At 70.7% G+C, this 15604-nt stretch carries 16 protein-coding genes; 10 read left to right on the forward strand and 6 right to left on the reverse strand.

Annotated elements, in window-relative coordinates; all coding sequences use genetic code 11:
* The first annotated feature begins 263 nt into the window (after nucleotides 1–263).
* From Ahu01nite_RS47850 to Ahu01nite_RS47865, 4 genes are all read left to right on the forward strand, one after another.
* Nucleotides 264–1838, forward strand: a complete 1575-nt coding sequence (locus Ahu01nite_RS47850; protein ID WP_203843433.1) for a methyl-accepting chemotaxis protein — start codon at nucleotides 264–266, stop codon at nucleotides 1836–1838.
* A gap of 68 nt (nucleotides 1839–1906) precedes the next feature.
* Entirely contained in the window at nucleotides 1907–2191 is a 285-nt protein-coding gene (locus tag Ahu01nite_RS47855; RefSeq protein ID WP_203843434.1) for a hypothetical protein, read from the forward strand.
* A 19-nt stretch (nucleotides 2192–2210) separates the two neighbouring features.
* Complete coding sequence (locus Ahu01nite_RS47860; protein WP_203843435.1) at nucleotides 2211–2720, forward strand: GAF domain-containing protein; 510 nt, start codon at nucleotides 2211–2213, stop codon at nucleotides 2718–2720.
* 92 nt (nucleotides 2721–2812) lie between these two features.
* The gene (locus Ahu01nite_RS47865; protein ID WP_203843436.1) at nucleotides 2813–5038 is read left to right on the forward strand and encodes a glycoside hydrolase family 9 protein; all 2226 of its coding nucleotides are present in this window, start codon (nucleotides 2813–2815) and stop codon (nucleotides 5036–5038) included.
* On the opposite strand, the gene Ahu01nite_RS47870 is transcribed toward Ahu01nite_RS47865, so the two are convergent.
* Nucleotides 5025–6551 (reverse strand): MDR family MFS transporter, encoded by a 1527-nt coding sequence (locus tag Ahu01nite_RS47870; protein WP_203843437.1) that lies wholly within the window; start codon nucleotides 6549–6551, stop codon nucleotides 5025–5027. The genes Ahu01nite_RS47865 and Ahu01nite_RS47870 overlap by 14 nt on opposite strands.
* 89 nt (nucleotides 6552–6640) lie before the next feature.
* On the opposite strand from Ahu01nite_RS47870, the gene Ahu01nite_RS47875 reads away from it, so the two are divergent.
* From Ahu01nite_RS47875 to Ahu01nite_RS47885, 3 genes are read left to right on the forward strand one after another with little or no spacing between them, the layout of a single operon-like run.
* The gene (locus tag Ahu01nite_RS47875; RefSeq protein ID WP_239159742.1) at nucleotides 6641–7264 is read left to right on the forward strand and encodes a TetR/AcrR family transcriptional regulator; all 624 of its coding nucleotides are present in this window, start codon (nucleotides 6641–6643) and stop codon (nucleotides 7262–7264) included.
* 26 nt (nucleotides 7265–7290) lie between these two features.
* Entirely contained in the window at nucleotides 7291–7773 is a 483-nt protein-coding gene (locus Ahu01nite_RS47880; RefSeq protein WP_203843438.1) for a VOC family protein, read from the forward strand.
* Nucleotides 7774–7788: 15 nt separating this feature from the next.
* Nucleotides 7789–8085 carry a hypothetical protein gene (locus Ahu01nite_RS47885; RefSeq protein ID WP_203843439.1) on the forward strand — a complete coding sequence of 99 codons (297 nt, stop codon included), beginning with the start codon at nucleotides 7789–7791 and terminating at the stop codon, nucleotides 8083–8085.
* 177 nt (nucleotides 8086–8262) lie between these two features.
* Here the strand turns inward: Ahu01nite_RS47885 and Ahu01nite_RS47890 are convergent, their stop codons facing one another.
* Nucleotides 8263–9240, reverse strand: a complete 978-nt coding sequence (locus Ahu01nite_RS47890; protein WP_203843440.1) for a LacI family DNA-binding transcriptional regulator — start codon at nucleotides 9238–9240, stop codon at nucleotides 8263–8265.
* A 34-nt stretch (nucleotides 9241–9274) separates the two neighbouring features.
* Nucleotides 9275–10975, reverse strand: a complete 1701-nt coding sequence (locus tag Ahu01nite_RS47895; protein WP_239159739.1) for a carbohydrate-binding protein — start codon at nucleotides 10973–10975, stop codon at nucleotides 9275–9277.
* Nucleotides 10976–11261: 286 nt separating this feature from the next.
* Here Ahu01nite_RS47895 and Ahu01nite_RS47900 point away from each other — a divergent pair, with 286 nt between their 5' ends.
* Together Ahu01nite_RS47900 and Ahu01nite_RS47905 are read left to right on the forward strand one after the other, a co-directional pair.
* Nucleotides 11262–11939 (forward strand): SAM-dependent methyltransferase, encoded by a 678-nt coding sequence (locus tag Ahu01nite_RS47900; RefSeq protein ID WP_203843441.1) that lies wholly within the window; start codon nucleotides 11262–11264, stop codon nucleotides 11937–11939.
* A 105-nt stretch (nucleotides 11940–12044) separates the two neighbouring features.
* A complete protein-coding gene (locus Ahu01nite_RS47905; RefSeq protein ID WP_239159740.1) occupies nucleotides 12045–13298 on the forward strand; it encodes a M20 metallopeptidase family protein in 1254 nt (417 codons plus the stop codon).
* Here Ahu01nite_RS47905 and Ahu01nite_RS47910 read toward each other — a convergent pair.
* On the reverse strand, nucleotides 13285–13800 hold the full coding sequence (locus Ahu01nite_RS47910) for a macro domain-containing protein (RefSeq protein ID WP_203843442.1): 516 nt from the start codon (nucleotides 13798–13800) through the stop codon (nucleotides 13285–13287). The genes Ahu01nite_RS47905 and Ahu01nite_RS47910 overlap by 14 nt on opposite strands.
* 59 nt (nucleotides 13801–13859) lie before the next feature.
* On the opposite strand from Ahu01nite_RS47910, the gene Ahu01nite_RS47915 reads away from it, so the two are divergent.
* Nucleotides 13860–14249, forward strand: coding sequence for an MmcQ/YjbR family DNA-binding protein (locus Ahu01nite_RS47915; RefSeq protein ID WP_203843443.1), 390 nt, complete (start codon nucleotides 13860–13862; stop codon nucleotides 14247–14249).
* Here the strand turns inward: Ahu01nite_RS47915 and Ahu01nite_RS47920 are convergent.
* Both Ahu01nite_RS47920 and Ahu01nite_RS47925 read right to left on the reverse strand, forming a co-directional pair.
* Nucleotides 14209–15279: a hypothetical protein gene (locus Ahu01nite_RS47920; protein ID WP_203843444.1), complete on the reverse strand. Its 1071-nt coding sequence runs from the start codon at nucleotides 15277–15279 to the stop codon at nucleotides 14209–14211. The two genes, Ahu01nite_RS47915 and Ahu01nite_RS47920, sit on opposite strands and share 41 nt — an antisense overlap.
* The gene (locus tag Ahu01nite_RS47925) at nucleotides 15279–15602 is read right to left on the reverse strand and encodes a PadR family transcriptional regulator (protein ID WP_203843459.1); all 324 of its coding nucleotides are present in this window, start codon (nucleotides 15600–15602) and stop codon (nucleotides 15279–15281) included. Before Ahu01nite_RS47925 ends, Ahu01nite_RS47920 begins: the two co-directional genes overlap by 1 nt.
* Nucleotides 15603–15604: the final 2 nt, after the last annotated feature.

Consider the following 15604-nt stretch of genomic DNA (forward strand, 5'->3'; position numbering starts at 1 on the left):
GGGCAGGGCTTGCGGTGGGCAGGGCTTGCGGTGGGCAGGGGCAGGGGCAGGGGCGGGGCTTGCGGTGGGCAGGGCTTGCGGTGGGCGGGGGCTTGCGGTGGGCGGGGCTTGCGGTGGGCAGGGGCGGGGGCGGGGCGGGGCTTGCGGTGGGCGGGGCCTGCGGGGGCGGGCCGGTGCGGGTGGGCTAAGGGTTTCGGGACGGGTGCCGATCGGGTGTGGGGGAGCACTCGGCCGGGGGGAAATTTGACATGGGCGTGGGGCGCTTGGTCGCAGACCGGGGGATCCTGACGAAGATCGCCGCCGCGGTGCTGGTCATGGCGGCGGTGGCGGTGCTCGTCGGCATACTCGCCATCGTCGGGATGGCGAAGCTGAGCGACGACGCGAACGATATCTATGAGCAGGGGCTGCTGCCGGTCCAGGAGATCGACGCGGTCGAGCTCGATATGGATCAGACGCGGCGCAACATGCTCAACTATGCGATCTCCAGCACGGAGGCGTCGTACACGAAGTATCAGCAGGCGCTCGACGCCAACGATGCCGCGTTCGCCGCCGATCTGAAGGTCTATCAGGCGACGTCGGTGCAGCCCGCGCTGGCCGCCGAGCTGGGGACGACCTGGGCGGAGTTCCAGAAGCTGCGTGACAGTGATCTGCTGCCCGCGGCGCGCAAGGGTGATCTGCCCGGCGTGGAGAAGGCTCGTGACGAGATCACGCTGCCCGCCGCCACAAAGGCCGGGGACATCGTCAACAAGCTGGCCGAGGCCGAGGCCGCCGACGCGAAAAAACGCCAGAGTGCGGCCGCTGACGCATACGGCACCGCGCGTACCCAGATCATCGTCCTGCTCATTGCCGGGGTGCTGGTCGCGCTGGCGTTCGCCGGGTACGTGGCGCGCTCCGTGATCTCCGGGATGCGCAAGGTCTCGTACGCGCTGGAAGGACTCGCAGCCTGCGACCTGACCCGGTCGGCGGGGCTCGATTCCCGTGACGAGCTGGGCGCCATGGGCCGGGATCTGGACCAGGCCGTGACGTCCGTGGCCGACACCATCCGCGAGCTCGTGACAACCGCGACGGCGTTGTCCGCCGCGGCCGTGCAGTTGTCGAAGGTGAGCGACGAGCTGACCACCGGTGCGGGGGAGGCGTCCGGCAAGGCGGGGGCGGCGGCGGGCGCGGCCGAGCAGATCAGCTCGAACGTGCAGTCGGTGGCGGCCGGCGCCGAGCAGATGACCGCGTCGATCCGGGAGATCGCCACGACGTCCTCGAAGGCCGCGGAGGTTGCCAACGAGTCGATGTCGATCGCTCAGGAGACCAGTTCGCAGATCGCCGAACTCGGCCAGGCCAGCACGGAGATCGGTGACGTGGTCAAGCTGATCACCTCGATCGCCGAGCAGACGAACCTGCTGGCGCTCAACGCGACGATCGAGGCGGCCCGGGCCGGCGACGCGGGCAAGGGCTTCGCCGTGGTCGCCAGCGAGGTCAAGGATCTCGCCCAGGAGACCGCCCGCGCGACCGAGGACATCACCGCCAAGATCGGCGCGATCCAGCAGCGCAGCGCGGGTGCCAGCGCGGCGATCGCCCGGATCGAGGAGGTCATCGGCCAGATCACCGATTACAGCACCACGATCGCCTCCGCGGTGGAGGAGCAATCGGCCACCACCAACGAGATGACCCGCTCGATCAGCGACGCCGCCCAGGGCAGCGGTGACGTGCAGGCCAGTTTCGCCGCGGTCTCCCAGGTCACCGAGGCGACGTCCGACGCTGCACGCTCCAGCAAGGAGGCCGCCGATGACCTCTCCGGGCTGGCGACCAAGCTCAACACCCTGGTCGGCCGGTTCAGCTACTGAGGCCCGGCCGGACAAGACGAGGCTAATGAAGACGCCGGACACGACGAGGCTACTGAGGACGTGGACGTATGACGAGCGACGATCCGTACCATATGCGCCGGCCCGACCTCGCCGAGGCGAAAGCCGCGCTGGAAAAACTCTACGGGCACACCGCGGCGGAGATCTGGCAGCGGCTGCTCACGCAGTCCGGCCTGACCGGCAAGGAGACCGACCCGGATGCCGTACGCCGGCTGGCCGACACCATGGTCGCGTCGGACCCCGTCCTCGCCCTCTCCGGCCGCGCCCTGATGATCCGTGTCAAGTCCTACGAATACCTGCAGGCGGCGGCGTCCGCCGTCGCCGACGCGCGCTGAGCTGAGAAGGGAGCCCGTCATGACCACCGACACCGCGGCCCTCGCCGACCTCGATCGCCTCACCGCGATGGCCGCCTACGACCTGTTCAACCCGGATCTGACCGCCGAGCTGGAGGAGATCTGCCGGGACAGCGCCGAACGCCTCGAGCTGCCGTTGAGCGCCGTCCAGGCCGTGCTCGACACGGCGACCGCGACGATGGCCACCAACGCCGGGGAGGCCGACTTCCTGTCGGTGATCGGGGGCTCGCCGAACGAACTGTCGTTCTGCCCGCACGTGGTGGTCGACGCGGCGCCGTACGTGTGTGGTGATCTCACCGAGGAGGATGAGTACCGCAATAATCCGGCGGTACGGGGTGGGCTCGTCCGGGCGTACGCGGGAGTGCCGCTCGTGCTTCCCGACGGCCACATCCTGGGCAGCCACTGCGTGATGACGCCGGAGCGGCACGACTTCACCGACGCCGATCTGGCGGAGATCAGCCAGGCCGCGGCCCTCGCCTCGGACGCGATCAGTCGATACCCCCTCCGGTAGCCCGTCGTTACGTAAGCGTTGACAGCACGTAACGTAGCCATCAACATATCTGCATTGCCCGATGGCTGGAAGCGCTCCCAGGGAGTCGTCACGTGATCCGAACCGCTGTCGTCCTTGCCGCAACACTGCTGCTCGTGCCCGTGTCCGCCAAGGCCCAGGCTGCGAACGCCGATGACGTCGAGCAGATCGTCAACGGGGGGTTCGACAACGGCGTCGCGCCATGGTGGGCCAGCTCCGGCGCGATCACCGTCGCGGGCGGGCAGGCCTGCGTGGACGTGCCCGGCGGGACCGTGAACAAGTGGGACTTCTCCATCGGGCAGAACGACATCGACCTGGTGGCCGGGGAGAACTACCGCTACTCGTTCACGGCTACCGGGGCCGGGCATGTCGTGCGGGCCATCGTCGGGGGCTCCGCCGCGCCGTACGACACGTACTTCGAGGCGTCACCCGGACTGACGGCGGACGCGGAGCCGTACGCGTACACCTTCACCTCGGCAGTGACCACCGGCCAGGCGCAGGTGGCGTTCCAGCTCGGCGGCAGCCCCGATCCCTGGACCTTCTGCGTCGACGACGCCTCGCTGCTCGGCGGCGTGCCACCCGAGGTCTACGTCCCCGACACCGGCCCGCGGGTCCGCGTCAACCAGGTCGGCTACCTGCCGGACGGCCCGAAGAAGGCCACCCTCGTCACCGACGCGACCACCGCGCTGCCCTGGCAGTTGAGGAACGCCGCCGGCAAGGTCGTCAAGAGCGGCCGGAGCACCCCGCGCGGCGTCGACGTCAGCTCCGGGCAGAACGTGCACTCGATCGACTTCAGCGGATACCGGGTCCGTGGCGCCGGGTACACGCTGGTCGCCGATGGTGAGACCAGCCGGCCGTTCGACGTGGACACCGCCGCCTACCGGCAGCTGCGGACGGACGCGCTCAAGTTCTTCTACACCCAGCGCAGCGGCATCGAGATCCGGGAGGACCTGCGTCCCGGGTACGCCCGCCCGGCCGGCCACGTCGACGTCGCCCCGAACCTCGGCGACGGCGCAGTCCCCTGTCAGGCTGTGCCGCTACCCAAGCCTGGACTATCAGTCGGCGGAGCCTGCGACTACACGCTCGACGTGACGGGTGGCTGGTACGACGCGGGGGACCACGGGAAGTACGTCGTCAACGGCGGGATCTCGGTGTGGCAGGTGCTCAGCGCGTACGAACGCTTCGGGGTGAAGAGTGAGCTGGCCATCCCGGAAAGCGGCAACGGCACCCCGGACGTGCTCGACGAGGTGCGCTGGGAGCTCGACTTCCTGCTGAAGATGCAGGTCCCGGCCGGGCACGCGTACGCCGGGATGGCCCACCACAAGATCCACGACGCGGCCTGGACCGGTCTTCCCCTGCTGCCCCACCTGGACCCGCAGCAGCGTGAGCTGCACCCGGTCTCGACCGCCGCGACCCTGAACCTCGCCGCGACCGCCGCGCAGGCAGCCCGCGTCTACCGCCGCTTCGACCCGGCCTTCGCCGCGAAGGCCCTCGCCGCCGCCCGCACCGCGTTCACCGCCGCCAGGGCGAACCCGGCGCTCTACGCCCCCGAGTCCGACGGCATCGGCGGCGGCGCCTATAACGACAGCAAGGTCGACGACGACTTCTACTGGGCCGCCGCCGAGCTCTACCTGACCACCGGCGAACGCTCCTACCAGGACTTCCTGCTGGCCTCCCCGCAACACACGGCCGACGTCTTCACCGGCGCGGGCGCCTTCGACTGGGCCAGCACCGCCGCCGCAGGTCGCCTCGACCTGGCGGTTCTGCCGAGCAAACTGCCGGGTCGCGCTCAGATCAGGGATTCTGTCGTACGCGGAGCAGCGCACTACCTCGCGATCCAGCGCGACCAGCCCTACGGCGTGCCGTACGCCCCCGCGAACAACGCCTGGGACTGGGGCTCGAACAGCGCCGTCCTCAACAACGCCCAGGTCCTCGCCACCGCCTACGACCTCACCGGCCGGGCCGCCTTCCGCGACGCCGCCCTCGAAACCATGGACTACGTGCTCGGCCGCAACGCCCTCAACCAGTCCTACGTCACCGGCTATGGCGAGGTCAGTTCCCAGAACCAGCACAGCCGCTGGTACGCCCACGAGCTCGACGCCACCCTCCCGCACCCGCCGAACGGGTCCCTGGCCGGCGGCGCGAACTCGTCGATCCAGGACCCGTACGCGCAGAGCAAGCTCACCGGCTGCGTCGCGCAGTTCTGCTACATCGACGACATTCAGTCCTGGTCCACCAACGAGCTGACCATCAACTGGAACTCCGCCCTCGCCTGGATGGCCGCCTTCAGCGCTTCGTGACCATGACCCCCGCCGCCCGGCTGTCGGGCCGGGCGGCGGGGCTGCTTTCCGGGCGGGCCGTCGGGCTGCTTTCCAGGCGGCCGGCTGGGTCGCTTTGCCGGCGGGTGGCTGGGTCGCTTTCCGGGCGGGTGGTCTTTGGGTTATTTGTCGGGAGGATGATGGCGGGGATGATCGCGAGGACGGTGATGGCGATCGCGCACCAGAAGGCGCCGCGGAAGGCGCCGGCCGAGGTGGTTCCGAGCGTGGCCTGCAGGGCGACGGCGACAATCGCGGTGCCGAACGAGGCTCCTACCTGCTGACCGATCCGGGTGTTCATCGTGGCGTGCGGGATGTCCGCCGGCGCGATGTCCCGGTAGGCGACGGACATCGGCGGGATCAGCACCGCCCCGATACCCACCCCGCGGACCAGCAGCACGGCCGACAGCCACCACAGGTTCGTGCCCGGCCCGGCGAGCGCGAACGGGACGGTCGCGGCGGCGGCGAGCAGGAAACTGGCGATCGTCACGGCGCGGGCTCCGTACCGGTCGACGAGCCCGCCGACCACGAAGCGCGCAGCGAGCGCACCCACGCCCTGGGGGATCAGCAGGAGCCCGGCTTCCAGCACGCTGTCGCCGCGCAGCTGCTGGAAGTAGAGCGGCAGCAGGAACATGGCGGCGTACATGGCGGCGCCCGCGGTGAACAGGACCGCGGAGGCGCTGCCGAGCGACCGTAGCCGCAGCAGCCGGATGTCGACGATCGGCTGACCCGCGCCGGGCCGCGCCGCCCGGACGATGAACGCGGCCAGCAACGCGACCCCCGCCAGCAACGGCACCAGTGCTGCGGCACCCTTGCCGGGGAGTTGCGAGAGCCCGAGCAGGATCCCGGCCAGCGCGGGTGCGAGCAGCGCCAGGCCGGTCACGTCCAGGCGTGAGCGCCGCGCCGCGGGTCCGGGGCGGTCGGCGGGCAGGAACCGCCACGCCAGCACCAGGCCGACGGCGATCAGCGGCACGTTGACCAGGAACAGCCAGCGCCAGCTCAGCCAGTGCAGGATGATCCCGCCGAACACCGGGCCGAGGATCGGGCCGAGCGCGATCGGCAGGGTCACGGACGCCATCAACCGGCTGCTGACCCGCCCGCCCGCGGCCCGGACGGCGAGGGTCTGCATCAGCGGGAAGATCAGCCCGGCGCCGAAGCCCTGCAGCACCCGGAAGCCGATCAGGGCGAGGTCGTTCCACGCCACCGCGCACAGCACCGACGCCAGCACGAACAGCGTCAGCGCCGCCATCCAGGCCTGTTTGCCACCCCAGCGCCGCTCCGCCCACCCGGTGACCGGGATCGCCACGGCCATCGCCAGCAGGAAGCCGGTGGTGACCCACTGGATGGTGCCGGTGCTCGAGTGCAGCTCCACCGTCAGCGTGTGGACGGCCAGCGTCACCATCGTCGAGTCCAGGATCGCCGCGATCCCCCCGACGAGCAGCGCCAGCAGCGCCATCCTCACCTGCGGCGACAGCTTCGCCTCAGCGGTCACAGTCATGATCGGTCCTTCTTAAGAGAAGTATTCATCTCTTAAGAAGGTAGGGCGCGTCTTTAAGGAATGCAACCCTTCCTTATGCTGGAGTGGTGATGCCCGATGCTGGAATGGTGACCCCCACCAACCCCCCGCGCCGCCGCCGCGGAGCCGAGCTCGAGGCCGCGCTCCTCGACGCCGCCTGGGACGAACTCACCGCGACCGGTTTCGCCAAACTGACCATGGAGTCCGTCGCCACCCGCGCCGGCACCGGCATCGCCGTGCTCTACCGCCGCTGGGCCAACAAGGACGAGCTCATGCTCGCCGCCCTCGAGCACTACGGCGCCACCCACCGCATCGACCTCCCCGACACCGGCACCCTGCGCGGTGACCTCCTCGCCGCCCTGACCGCCATGGGCGAGGCCCGCGCCCCCTTCTTCGCCATCGCCGCCGCCGCCGTCTCCTCCGGCCTGGCCGCCGCCGGCCGCACCCCCGCCCAGATCCGCGACCGCATCCTGGGCGACCAGCGCCACACCCGCATGCGCACCCTCTACCAGCGAGCCCACGACCGAGGCGAGATCAACCTCGACACCATCCCCGCCGCCGTCCTCGCCCTGCCCTTCGACCTCGTCCGCCACGACCTGCTCATGAACCTCGAACCCCTGAAACAGGACCGCATCCGTTCGATCGTCGACGACATCGTCCTGCCCCTGGTCCGTCCCACAGAGGCCACTACCTGACCGCATTGCCGTACATGCTGGTCCGCATGACAACCATTCCCGGCGGCAAATCGGCAGTGACCCCCTACGTGGTGGCCAAGGGCGCGGCCCGCTTCCTCGACTTCGTGGAAGCGGTGTTCACCACGGAGAAGGCAGTCCGCGTCCCGAACGAGGACGGCACTATCGGCCACGCGGAGATCACCGTCGGCGGCGCGGTCATCATGACCTTCGACTCGCGCCCCGAATGGCCCTCGACGCCAAGCTTCCTCAGCGTCTACGTCGATGACGCCGATGCGGTGGTGGCACGCGCTCTCGACGCCGGTGCCACCCTCGTCACCGAGGTCGTCACGTCGAGGATCGTGGGGGACCGCGGCGGCCGGATCAAGGACCCGGTCGGCAACATCTGGTGGATCCAGACCCACCTCGAAGACGTCGACCCCGCCACGATGCGGGAGCGCTTCGCCGACCCGGCCGAACTCACCGTCATGCGCGGGCTGCAATTATCGTTCGACGCGGCGATGCGCAGCTGACTACCGTCGCGGCCGATGACACTTGTGAGCAGTAGATGGCCGCTCCTTGCCGCTGAGTTGAAGACCGCCCTGCTCGACGAGGGCGAGAACGCCCTGGCCGCCCAGATCGACGACCTCCGGGCGCTGAAGGAATGCGGCTGCGGCGACGGCTTCTGCCAGGGCTTCTACACCCAACCCCCACCCCGCGGCGCGTACGGCCCCGGCCACCGCAACGTCGGCCTGAACCCGGCCGGCCCGGGCATGCTCATTCTCGACGTGGTCGACAACCTCATCATGTACGTCGAAGTGATCGACCGCCCGCCGTTGGCGTGACGAAAGCGATCGGTGTCCGGCCGCCGGGGCGGGGTCGCATCAACGTCGTTCGATCAGGCCCCGGAATGCGATCATGGGCGGGTGGGGATCGATCTGGGGTTGGCCGACTGTGCAGCGGCGCGGGATCGGTGGGCTGCCACCACGGCGGTTTCGAAGCTGAATGAGCCGGCTGGGTGGTCAGGGGGAGACGGCGACGGTGGAGTCGCGGATGACGAGGTGGGCGGGGTGGGTGTGGGTGCCGGTGGCGGGGTTGCCGGCGATGGCTTGCAGGAGGAGGTTCGCTGCTGCGCGGCCCAGGCCGGCGAGGTCCATGTCCACGCTGGTGAGGGGTGGGCGGCTGGCTTCGGCGATGACGGCCCAGTTGTCGAAGCCGGTGACGGCGACGTCGTGGGGGACGCGGTGGCCGGCTTCGCGCAGGGCGTCGGTGACGCCGCGGGCGATCTGGTCGTTGCCGCAGGCGACCGCGTCGAAGTGCTGGCCGCGGGCGAGCAGGATGGCTGCTGCCTGCCGGCCCCAGGATTCGCTCCAGGCGCCGTACAGGGAGTCGGGGAAGACGGAGGCCCGTACGCGCGCCGAATGGTGATGGGCGGGGCCGGTGACGTGCACGATCCGGCTGCGGCCGAGCGCGGTCAGGTGGTCGAGCACGGCCTGGGCGCCGCCGGCTTCGTCGGGGACGACCGAGCAGTCGGCCGGGTCGGCCGAGGCCAGGAAGGCATAGACGACGGGTACGCCCGGACCCGCGTCGATCGGTGGCCGGGTGCCCGCGCGGCGGCCGGTGACGATGATGCCGTCGACGCGACGGCTGAGCAGGACGTCGAGGTGGTGGCGTTCGCGGATCGGGTCGTCGCGGGCGTCGCAGAGCAGGACCGAGATGCGGCCGGCGCCGAGGGCGTCCTCGACACCGATGAGCATGGGGATGCTGAACCGGCCGATGGTGTCCGTGGTGATCATGCCGACGGTGTAGGTGCGGCGGGTCTGCAGGCTGCGGGCGGCCGCGTTGGCGACGAAGCCGAGTTGCTCGGCGGCCTGGCGGACCCGGGTGATCGTCTCCGCGCGCAGCGAGCCCTGGCCGTTGAGCGCTTTGGAGGCAGTGCCCACCGCCACTCCCGCCAGGGCGGCGACATCACGGATGGTGGCGATACGCGGCCGGGGCATGATCTGCAACGTACCGCCACCTCTCCACGCGCCCTCAGCTGAGGGTGATGTAGTCCAGTTCGGCGTAGCCCGTGCCGCCCGCGAAGAACGGTGAGCCCTTCGCCAGCCGGATGACGTTGTAGCCCGCGCGCAGCGTCACGCTGGTGCTCACTGTGGAGCCGAAGACACCCCAGGCTGCGGTGGCGGGGTACGAGACCGTCGTCCACGCGCCGCCGTTGTACGCGAGCCCCTGTGTGGCCGTCGCCCCGCCGCCGTTGGCGTACCCGATGCCCAGTGTGTACGCCCGGGCGCTGGGCACGTTGACGATGAAGTCGACGTAGCTGTCGGTCCGGAAGTCACCTGTGTTGTCGATACGGCCGACGTAGCCGCCGTTCGAGGCGCTCGTCGCGGACAGTCGCGCGGCCCGGAACACCGACGCGTTCTCCGCCTCGTAGCGCTGCTGCCACGTCCCTGCCCCGGCGGCGGGTTCGATGACCAGGTGGTACGCGCGGGCCGCGTCCATGTTGGCGATGGGGACGCTGATCGTCCCGCCGCTCACGGCGTACGGTGAGGAAGAGAGTGCGGTGGGCGCAGAGACCGCGGTGAACCGTCCTGAGCTGGGCGCGGACTCGAGGGTGACCTTCACGCTGGAGCCCAGGGCCGACAGGCCGGTGACTCGGATGGTGTTGGCGCCGGATTCGTTGCCGAGGACGACGCTGACGAGTTTGCGGGTGCCGTCGTAGGACGCGAACCCGTCGAGCCCGGTCTGCGTGGCGGGCACGGTCTGGACCATGTTCCCGGCCATGTCGCCGTACCACTTGTACGGCCACCACGTCCCGGTCGGCTGACTGTTGCCGACGACGAGCCCGTTGACCGTGCCGTACTCGTACCAGAAGGCCCGGTGTGCGGCCTCGACCCCGGTGCGCTCGAACTTCGCGATGTAGCTCGTCACCGCGCCCGGCACATCCACCTCGGTAGGCGTGGCGTACTCATTGATGACGATCGGTCGCGCGCCGATCCCGAGAGAGGTCTCCATCGCACGGTACGCCGCCACGTGCGCGGCGATCCCGCTCGCCCCGGAAAGCTCGTGCCACACGGTGATGTCGGGCAGCGCGTTGTTCGCCTTCGCGGTGGTGAGGAACGCGCTCATCAGCGTCGGGTTCCACGTCGAGTAGCCGGGCCCGGCGACGGGCGTGACCGTGTCGAGCGTCCGGATCCGCTGGACGGTGCGCACCCAGCCGTCGGGGAACGAGCCCGCCGCGGCGGTGTTCCAGGTCCAGTCGGGCTCGTTCCAGACCTCCCACGCCTCGATGTTGCTGACGCCGGTCGCGGCGAGCCGGTCCCGGACCATCGTGTCGACCTTGGCGTACCAGTCGGCCCAGCTGATCCAGCCGTACGGAAAATCGGGATAGATGTCGGGCATGCGCAGCAGCTCCGCCGCACCGACCCGGCCGGCCTGCGGTGCGACCAGCAGGCCGTCACCGCCGGCGGGCTGGCCGTTGGGCTTCTGGCCCACGCGCGGCGGTGGCTGGGTGATGCTGTTCATCTTGACCGGCAGCAGGGTGCTGTCGGCCGGGCGGCTGTTCTCGGCGAGCGCGTAGAGCCCGCCGGACGCCACATGGGTGACCGGCCGGATCGCGGTACCCACGTTCACGGTGAGGGTTGATCCTGCGGCGTTGGCCGGGCCCGGGAGCGAAAGCCCGGCGAGGACGAGGGTCAGGACGGTGAGGGTCGCGGCTCTTCGGTGGTGAAGCACGAGGTCTCCTCAGGAAGCCATCGTTCAAGGAAAACGATTTCCCTGACGCTAGGTATCCACGTACTTCGATGTCAAGGCTCTGTTTCTGTCGCCTTACGCCGCCGCTCGGAAACAAGCTCGGTCACGTCACCCCCGGCGCCACGTCGAGACCGGCACGCGCTGCCGGCGCGCTCTACGATGAGGTCGGCGGCGCACCGGGCAACCACTACGTGAGGGTCTGACCGCCACTCAGGCGTGCTGGGTTTAATCGAAGCGGCTGACTGGGCCGCGGTCGTACCGTGTGCCGGTGCATGACGATGATCTGGTGGGTTTTCTGGCGGCTGCGGGGGCCGGTCTGGCGTTCAATGCGCCGTTGGGTGAGCGGCGCGCCGTGGATCTGGTTCGGAGGCTGGCGCCTTCGGGGCCGGGGTGGCGGGCGCTGGATCTGGGGTGTGGCAACGGGGAGTTGCTGGAGCGGCTGTGCGAGACCTATGACCTCAGCGGCGACGGCGTGGAGTTGAAGCCCGTCACGCGGATCTCAGAACGGGTGACGTTCCACATCGGCGATGCTGCCCGCTGGGACCGGGCCGCCGAGCTGGTCGTGAACGTCGGGGCCGGTCATGTCTGGGGTGGTGCCCCACAGGCCCTCGCGGCGCTGCATCGGCTGACCGCGCCGGGCGGGAAGCTGCTGTTCGCCGACGGGTTCTATCGCAGGCCGCCCAGTGCTGACGTGCGGGAGATGTTCGGTGACCTTCCCGGCTTGAATGCCATGGCTCAGGCGGCCGTGGAGGCCGGGTTCCGGCCTTTGCATATCGCGGAGTCGGCGCTGGGCGAGTGGGATGACTTCGAGTCGGACTGGCGGGCCGGCATCGAACGCCTCGGTACGCCGCAGGCGCGCGTGTTCGCGGATCAGCGGCGGGACGGATACCTCGACGGGTATCGGGGTGTTGTCGGGTTCGGCTGGCTGGTTCTGACGCCGGCTTGAAGGCTCAGGGTGGTGGTAGCACCACGGTGGACAGGCGTGCTGGCGTCAGCGCGGAGTAGCTGGTTGCTGCGAAAGGCTTGGGCGGACTTTCCGGATGGAGGAAACATGTCTGAGGTGGATGGTCGTACGGTCAGCCGGCGGGTGGTGCTCGGTGGGGTGGCTGCGGGGTTTGCCGGAGTGCTGCCCGTTCGGAAGGCGTCGCCGGTTGGTGAGGCAGCGATCGATGCGGTGGCGGGGCGGCTGGATCGGGAGCTCATCGCGTTGCGGCGGGATCTGCATCGGCATCCGGAGGGGCCGGGGGACGAGAGGCGGACCTCCGGGATCGTGGCGTGCAGGCTGCGGGACGCGGGGCTCGAGGTGGTCACCGGGGTTGGCGGGTACGGCGTGGTCGGGGTGTTGCGCGGGGCGCGGCCGGGGCGGACGGTGGCGTTCCGGGCTGACATGGATGCGGTGCCGCCGCAGGATCAGGTGAACGGCGGGCCTGACGTCGCCCATCTGTGCGGGCACGACATTCATACCGCGGTGGGGATCGGGGTGGCGGAGGTGCTGGCGCGGTTGCGGCATCGGCTTGCGGGCAATGTCGTGTTCGTTTTCCAGCCCGCTGAGGAGAGCGTGTCGGGGGCGGCGGCGATGCTGGCGGACGGGGCTTTCGCGCGTACGGTGCCGGTCGAGATTCATGCCTTGCACTGCTGGGCGGTGGACGTGGGGCGGTTTGTCGTGACGCCCGGGTTCGGGCTGCCGGGGCAGGACCGCGGGACGGTCACGCTCACCGGGCCGGATGCGGCGGGTCAGGCTGAGCGGCTCGCCACGGCCCTCAATGCTCTGAGTACGGTCAGAGCGCCGTCGACCTCCGAAGAGCTCGACCGGCTCGTGGCCGACATCGAGCGGCCGGACGGCCCGTTGCGCGAGTTCGTCTACCTCCGGGCCCAGGCCGCGCAGGACCAGGTGCGCGTGATGTCACGCTGCTGGCCGGAGCGAAACTATGTCGCCGTCCGCGAGGAGATCCGCCGGCTCGCCGGCCCGGCGACCGTGACGTTCCCCGCCGACCCGCGTCCCGCGATGGTCTGCCCCGAACCGGAAGGCATCGCCATGCAGCGCTACCTGACCCGGACGCTCGGCGCCGGACAGGTCGGCAGGGCGCACGCCGCGGTGCCGTTCAGCGGCGAGGACTTCGGGTACTTCCTCGACGGGATGCCGGGCACCTACACGCTGCTCGGCGTCCGCAGACCCGGGGAGGACGTCATGACCGCCTACCCGCACTTCGGCACGTTCGACCCCGACGAGCGCGCGATCGGTCACGGCGTACGCGTCATGGTGGGCTGGCTCTCGACCCGCAGCCGCCCGCTCATCGGTCTGTGACGTCCGGCCCGGGCAGGTCGTAGACGGTGGTGGCGATGTCGCCGGCGCACAGCGTCGAGACGATGAGGGGTTCGATGCGGTCCCAGGAGCCACCCGCCACGCCGCACCCGATGCGTGGCATGTGGACCGAGGCGGTCAGCTCCCGCGCGTGGACGGTCAGGGTTTCCAGGCATTCGCGTACGGCGTCGTAGCGGATCGGCGGCACATCGCTGTCGTGGATGCCGGTCGCCGTGCGGACCTTGCCGCCCCGGACCGCGATGCCGTGCTGGGCGACCATGTTCGCCACCCAGAGGCCGGGGGCGACCGGGACCAGCTGCAGCGCCCCGAGCCGGGCGGCCCGCCACCGGGTGAATTCCCGCTCCGGGCCGGGCCAGCGGCGCGAGAGCGCGTGCACGAAGCCGCGGCCCCAGGCGCCGATGTCGTTGCAGACGTGGGCGATGATCCGGGGGCCTTGCGCCTGGGGGTCGGTGGCGTCACCGGTCAGGACGGTCAGTTCGAGCACCGCGCGATGCTACAGCGGGGCGGTCCCCGCCGGGAGCCGGCGCGTGGTTGGCTGGGGCCATGGCGCATCCCATCATGTTCGACGAGGCGGACCCGGTGCTCGGCCGGGTCCGGGAGCTCGCGCTGGCCTTCCCCGACGCGGCCGAGAAGGTCTCGCACGGGCGGCCCGCGTTCTTCACCACGAAGGTCTTCGCCTACTACGGCGGCTCGATCAAGGTCGACGGCGTCTACCAGCAGCACGACCGGTCCGTGATGGTGCTGACCGAGCCGGACGAGCGCAAGGTGCTGGTGGCGGAGGAGCGCTGCTACGTTCCCGCGTACCTCGGGCATTCCGGTTGGGTCGGGGTCGATCTCGGCGCGGGCACCGACTGGGCGGAGATCGGCGAGCTGCTCGACGCCAGCTACCGGCTCACCGCCGGGGTGCGCCGGGTGCGGCTCCTCGACCGGTAGGGCGGGCGGTGGCCCGGACCAGTTCGGGGCGCGGCGCGAGGGCGGCCAGCAGCAGCGACAACGCGGCCAGGGGAGCGCCGGTCAGGAACGACAGCGAATACCGCGGCTGCCCGAGCCATTCCCACAGCTGAGGCTGCCGGTCGGAGGCGATCAGGGAGAAGGCCGTCAGCGCCGGAGCCCACCAGCAGATCAGCGCGAGACCGCCGGGGAACAGGACGGCCAGCCGCGCGGGATGGCCGGGCCGGCCGGTACGGCGGCTCGCCCACCCGAACAGCAGGAACGCGACGACCGCGGCGGGCAGTCCCGCGGCCACGCCGCCGAACCAGGCACCGGGCGGGGTGGTGCGCGAGAACTCCGCCCGCGCCGTCGCGTCGTCGTCGGAGAAGGCCGGGGTCGCCTCGAGCGTCAGGGCCAGGCCGTCACGCGTCGCCTCGACACGGGTCGTCCACGAGGTGTACGCCGGTTCGCACGGCGGCGCGAGGCAGTCGTACACGACGGTGTGGACCGGGGCCCGCACCGCCCAGCCCGTCGCCGTCAGCCGGGTGACCGCGACGCCGATGAGCGCGTCCGGGTCGGCATCGGCGGGGAGCCCGAGGACGCTCGCACCCGTCGTCGTCGCCCGGTAGTCCCCGCCGCGACCCAGCAGCAGGTCAGCGGCGTTCCCGTCCGGGATCTCGAACGGCGCCGTCGCGGGCGGGTCGATCGTGGAGAAATCGTGGCCGGGCAGCACGTCGGCGAGCAGCGCCCGGGTCCACTCCGGCGCCGGCAGCGGTCGTGCCGTCTGCCAGCCCGCCCAGGAACCCGCGGCCGCGCCGAGCAGGCCCGCGATCACGGTCGCCGACAGCGCCCAGGCCACCACCGTGCGGCTCGCGGGACGGCCGAGCCGGGTGCGAAGACCGTGCAGGAACAAGTTCGCGGCTTCGCGTATGCGCGGACGACGGCCCTCGGCGAGCACCGGTTCGAGCAGCTCCCCGCCGTGCTCGCGGCGGTAGTCCCGGGGATAGGCCAGCAGCACCCACGCGTACGCCATCAGGCCACCCCCGGCCGCAGCGCCCCGCCGAGCCGTTTGTCCGCCGCGTCGGCGAGCTCGCGCAGCCGGACGGCCTCGGCCCTGAGCGCCACGAGCCCGTCGTCGGTGAGCCGGAAGTAGCGGCGGCCGCGACCGGCGACCTGCTCCTCGTGGTCGAGAACGACGAGGCCCTCGGCGGTGAGCCGTTCGAGCGCCGTGTAGAGCGTCCCGGTGAGCAGCTTGACCCGCCCGCCGGACAGTTCGCCGACGTCCTGGATGACCCCGTAGCCGTGGCGTGGCCCCTCGGCCAGGGCGGTCAGGATGAGGAACGTGGGTTCCCGCATGG

The sequence above is a fragment of the Winogradskya humida genome (assembly GCF_016862215.1).
In the GTDB taxonomy this organism is placed as follows: Bacteria; Actinomycetota; Actinomycetes; order Mycobacteriales; family Micromonosporaceae; genus Actinoplanes; species Actinoplanes humidus.